6 protein-coding genes and 1 pseudogene are annotated in these 5,215 nt (G+C 40.2%); 1 reads left to right on the plus strand and 6 read right to left on the minus strand.

Annotated elements, in window-relative coordinates; all coding sequences use genetic code 11:
* The 5 genes and pseudogenes from JR005_RS02170 to JR005_RS02190 all read right to left on the minus strand — a co-directional run.
* Positions 1 to 93 (minus strand): annotated as a pseudogene (locus JR005_RS02170) (malonyl-[acyl-carrier protein] O-methyltransferase BioC); the annotation flags it as partial.
* Positions 84 to 1,241, minus strand: a complete 1,158-nt coding sequence (locus JR005_RS02175) for an 8-amino-7-oxononanoate synthase (RefSeq protein ID WP_218665504.1) — start codon at positions 1,239 to 1,241, stop codon at positions 84 to 86. The pseudogene JR005_RS02170 and the gene JR005_RS02175, both read right to left, overlap by 10 nt.
* Entirely contained in the window at positions 1,228 to 2,550 is a 1,323-nt protein-coding gene (bioA, locus tag JR005_RS02180; RefSeq protein ID WP_151721633.1) for an adenosylmethionine--8-amino-7-oxononanoate transaminase, read from the minus strand. Before bioA ends, JR005_RS02175 begins: the two co-directional genes overlap by 14 nt.
* Positions 2,551 to 2,647: 97 nt before the next feature.
* Positions 2,648 to 3,370 (minus strand): hydrolase, encoded by a 723-nt coding sequence (locus JR005_RS02185; protein WP_151721634.1) that lies wholly within the window; start codon positions 3,368 to 3,370, stop codon positions 2,648 to 2,650.
* Between the two features lie 42 nt (positions 3,371 to 3,412).
* On the minus strand, positions 3,413 to 3,763 hold the full coding sequence (locus JR005_RS02190) for a DUF6176 family protein (protein ID WP_151721635.1): 351 nt from the start codon (positions 3,761 to 3,763) through the stop codon (positions 3,413 to 3,415).
* A gap of 139 nt (positions 3,764 to 3,902) precedes the next feature.
* Here JR005_RS02190 and JR005_RS02195 point away from each other — a divergent pair, with 139 nt between their 5' ends.
* Complete coding sequence (locus JR005_RS02195) at positions 3,903 to 4,487, plus strand: peroxiredoxin (RefSeq protein WP_125269218.1); 585 nt, start codon at positions 3,903 to 3,905, stop codon at positions 4,485 to 4,487.
* Positions 4,488 to 4,528: 41 nt separating this feature from the next.
* On the opposite strand, the gene ftn is transcribed toward JR005_RS02195, so the two are convergent.
* Complete coding sequence (gene ftn, locus JR005_RS02200; RefSeq protein ID WP_125269219.1) at positions 4,529 to 4,993, minus strand: heteropolymeric bacterioferritin subunit Ftn; 465 nt, start codon at positions 4,991 to 4,993, stop codon at positions 4,529 to 4,531.
* Positions 4,994 to 5,215: the final 222 nt, after the last annotated feature.

Below are 5,215 nucleotides of genomic sequence, written 5' to 3' on the forward strand. Positions count from 1 at the left end.
GATTTGTTTTTGTATAACCGCTTGTTCGGTATAACTTTGTGTTGCTTTCGCAAAACGCTGAGCGATTAGGGATTTATTTAGATTCACAAACAGGCTACCAGTCGTTGCAGATCATCAGGTTGAATCAGAGATGTTAATGAAATTCTGAGACGCGCGCTATGCTGTGGCACAGTTGGAGGACGAACAGGCATTGCATAAAAACCATACTGCTGTACACTTTTCGATTTTTCTACCGCATCTTGGCTTGCCCCAATGATGATCGGCACAATCTGACTAGTCGATGGACTATGATAACCTTTTGCGACAATTGCCGATTGTAAATCCTGGCTAAGTTTATGCAAATGTAAGCGTTCGCTCTTGGCTGTCATGACTTTTTTAAAGATAAAATCCGACCATGCAATATTGATCGGCGGCAAAGCGGTACTAAAAATCAATGGACGCATGGTGTTGATCAAATAGCTGTGAATTATTGGATCACATATCAGATAACCACCCACTGATGCACAGGCTTTCCCAAAGGTACCGACCAGTAAATCAATATCAGCCATCACGTTATATTGCTCGGCACAACCCAAACCCTGCTCACCGCGAACACCGATCGCATGTGCTTCATCCACATACAGCATGACTTTATCAAAACCATGCTTGATCTTCACCAGTTCAGACAGATCCGTTTCATCCCCGTCCATACTAAAAATACTTTCAGTCACCACAATAATGCGCTCAATGTCGGCATCATCATGATATTTTTCAAGCATTTGAGTGAGATGCTGTAGATCATTATGCCGATAACGTACATATTTGGCAGACGACAAACGAATGCCATCGATCATACTGGCATGTACCAATTTATCAGCCAAAATCAGCGTTTTACTGTCACTTAAAGCAGGCAAAATTCCGATATTCATATGGTAGCCGCTATTGAAGAGCAGCGAAGCACGACCTAAAAATGCCTGACTTAAATTCGCTTCAAACTGTTCATATTCCTCAAAATTACCTGTCAACAAGCGTGAAGAAGACGAACTAAAATAACGGCGCTGAATGGGTTGCTGATCTAAAAACTCTTCGCGAAGCTGAGTGTTGGCAGCCAAGCCCAAATAATCATTAGAGGAAAGATTAAGCATCTTTCTTCCTGCAATCTCAATATAAGCGCCGTGTTGCTCATTGGCGGTAAACTGGCGTAAATTTCCAGTCTGTTTAAGCTGATCAAGCTGCTGTTGATAATGATCAAGCAATGCCATGTTTCACCTCAACTTGCATCTGTTGTACCACTTCAATCAGTTGTTCTAGCAGGAAATTTAACTCGTCTTTGGAAATAACATAGGGTGGCATCACATACACCAGTTTACCAAAAGGGCGCACCCAGATCCCACGCTCAACAAACTGCTGTTGCAAGGTTTTCATATCGACATTTAACTTGAGCTCTACCACCCCAATCGCCCCTAAAATACGTACATCTGCCACGTATTCCAATGCAGACAAAATCTGTAATGATTGTAATTGTTCAGATATCCGTTGAATATTGCTTTGCCAATCCTGTTCGAGCAATAACTGTGTGCTTCTCAAGGCAACGGCACAGGCTAAAGGATTCGCCATAAAAGTTGGGCCATGCATAAAAACACCAGCTTCACCAGCACTAATGGTTTCAGCGACCTGCCTAGTCGTAAGCGTGGCTGATAAAGTCATATAACCGCCTGTCAATCCTTTACCAATACACATAATATCGGGCTCAACCTGTGCATGTTCCCACGCAAACAGTTTTCCAGTCCGGCCAAAACCTGTGGCAATTTCATCAAAAATCAGCAGTAACTGATATTGGTCGCACAACTTGCGGAGCTGTTTTAAGTATTCTGGATGATAAAAGCGCATTCCACCCGCGCCCTGTACAATCGGTTCAATAATAAATGCAGCTAACTCATGATGATGCAGTTTTAAGATTTGCTCCACTTCATCCAGCTCGGAAGGATTCCATTCACCATCAAAACGACTTTGTGGTGCAGATACAAATATCCGCCGCGATAAACTATTTCCAAAAATCTGATGCATGCCCGTGACAGGATCACAAACTGACATCGCATTCCAAGTATCGCCGTGATAACCCGAACGTGTGGTGATAAAATTGGTCTTTTGTTTGAAGCTCGTATCCGATCCCGCTTTTGATGACCCTGCTTTTGATGACCAATACTGAACCGCCATTTTCAGGGCGACTTCCACCGCAACTGAACCTGAGTCAGCATAAAAAATTTTATCCAGACTGGGCGGTGTGATTTTGAGTAGTAATTTTCCCAGTTCAATTGCAGGATCATGGGTGAGACCACCAAACATGATATGTGCCATATGGTCGAGTTGACGCGTCACAGCAAGATCGAGTTCAGGATGATGATAACCATGAATTGCACACCACCATGAAGACATGCCATCAATCAACTGACGACCATCTTCAAGTTCAATGGTTACGCCATAGGCACGTTTGACTTTAAAGGTAGGTAATGGATGAAGCATGGAGGTATAGGGATGCCAGATATGCTCCAAATCAAACTGATCACTCATCCATTGACTCCATTGATGTACCTTTTCAATATGAAACTACATATTAAACGTGCAGACTTTGAAAATATATTGCGATAAACACCATTTCGTTTAAAGCTTAAACTGATGATTCAATAAATTTGGTAATTTCATCGCAAGTTTTTTCGACCTGAATGAACGGAAAGCTATGTGCAGAATTTTCAACGGTCACAATCTGAATTGATTTTGCATTAATCTTCTGCATATCTTGCACAATTTCGCAAGGAACTAGCGCATCATGATCTGCAAAGAGATGAAGCTGCCGACCTGTATAATTTTTTAAGATTTCAACCAAATTAAATTGTTCAAGTATCGCTAAACCTTGTTTTAATAGCGACATGGGCTGCGCATGTAACATGGTTTGCATCGTATTAAAATCAGACTTAGCAGTTTCAACACCTTTGGTCACCAGCAAACCAAAACGCTTTAGAGTCGTAATCGGATCATGCTCAAAAGACTGCTTAAACTGATGAAAATCTTCTACAGACATCGCATGTCGCCAATTTTCATGTGCCACAAAACTTGGATTAGAGGCCATCGTAATTAAAGTCTTGTTTTGACCTGTCTTGAGAGCAACGTCATCCACCAAGCGCATGGCTAACTCGCCCCCCAATGACCATCCTGCAATCACATCAAATTTGATAGCATGTTCTACCTGTTGCGCTAAAACCTGCTCATCTAGCGCATTAAAAATATTACTGAGTTCAACGATATAGCCTTGTTGTTCAAGTAACTGTTTTAAGGGATTTAATAGCTTCTCACCGCCACCCCATCCTGTAATGAGAAGAATACGTTGTTTCAATGTCTTACTCTGCGCCTTTCACTTGAAAAAGTATAACCATTTTTATTCGGTGATTTGATTGCGGGGTTGCTCATTATTGTCCAGATCAAGTAACAAAATTGCAGGAATCACTTTTTCCCAACAGTCTCGTTTAAATTGTTGATGAACTTGATCAATCTCAAAAGGACTGGTTTTAGCCATTTGTTGCGCTTTAACTAAATCGACGGCTCGCATATAAGCAATTAAATAATCCTGCCCTTCGATCTGGATATGAAACCATGATTCAACTGTAACACCTTCAGCTTGAAGCGTTTCAATCGCTTCAACTTTGCGCTGCTCAAGCTGTTGTTGCCAGTCTTCAACTTTTGGCCATGTATTGGGTTTTAATTTAATCAGTGCTGCACCAACGTCCATTGATCTTCTTTCACTTTATTTATTTTGATTGATCTAATATGCATAGACCGAATCACAAAAGCAAAAATTTCTTAGTACATTTCAAAGTTGATTTTGTTAAACTGAGATTTAGGCTTTTCCAATGGGCTTTTGAATAAACATGAAAATGACGCGCACAATAACAATATTGAGAACAGGCTTAATCAGTCTCTGTTTAACCGCAGGACTGATCAATTTCACACATGCTGCCAATGAGGTATTTTCAAAATCCAGTATAGATCAAAAACAATGGGTGGGTCAGCCTGCACCTGAGTTTCGATTACAGGATCAAAATGGAATCTGGCACGAATTAAAAGATTTTCGAGGCAAGTGGCTGGTTTTGTATTTTTACCCCAAAGATGACTCTCCTGGTTGTACTCAGGAAGCCAATCGTTTTAAAACGCTTTCTTCGCAATTTACCCAATCGAATGCCGTGGTCATGGGCGTAAGTCTGGATGATGTTGCCTCACATAAGAAATTCTCAGACAAATTAGGACTCACTTTTCCCATTTTGGCAGATAGTGATCATCAGTTAGCCGAAAAATTTGGCATTGTGCGAAATATGGGGATCATGAAAATTGCCAAAAGAGAAAGTTTTTTAATTGACCCCAAAGGTACTGTGGTCTATCACTACACCAGCGTCAACACTCAAACGCATGCTGATGAAGTGCTTAAAGATGTCAAACGTTTACAGCAAAAACCATAATATCAAAATGAAAAACTCAGCCGAAGCTGAGTTTTTTAATCTTACATCTGTGATTGAATATAATTTTGTAAGCCCATCAATTCAATCAAACGTAACTGTTTTTCTAACCAGTAAGTATGATCTTCTTCAGTATCTGACATTTGTGAACGGAGCATATCACGGCTGACATAGTCCCCTTTTTCCTCACACAATTTCACGCCATCAGCCAATTTCTGACGAACATGATATTCAAGCGCCAAATCTGCTTTCAGGCAAGATACAACATCTTCACCAGTGACAATATCATTACGGTTCATGTTAGGCTTGCCTTCGAGGAATAACACACGGCGAATAATCGAATCCGCATGTGCAGCTTCTTCTTGCATTTCATGATCGATACGTTCATAAATTTTGCTTAAACCCCAATCCTCATACATACGTGAATGGATCAGGTATTGATCACGGGCAGCCAGTTCGCCACCGATCAACATATTTAAATAGTCTATGACTTCTGGATTGCCGCGCATTTGTAATTCTCCTCTCGAATATGAATATTATGGTCAAGTTTAAAAATGATTGCAAAGCAAAAATGATGTAAGTTTATGATTTTTATAAAATTAAAATGAGAAACATACGCATTTACAGTTTTAATTGGAAAATTTATTGTGAAAAAATAAATGTTTGCACCCTTTTTAGAGAAAAATTTCTTCAAAATTGCATTCATTTCTTGTTTTTTTTATTTTGTAACG

Source organism: Acinetobacter sp. Colony158 (assembly GCF_019264745.1).
Taxonomy (GTDB): Bacteria; Pseudomonadota; Gammaproteobacteria; order Pseudomonadales; family Moraxellaceae; genus Acinetobacter; species Acinetobacter ursingii.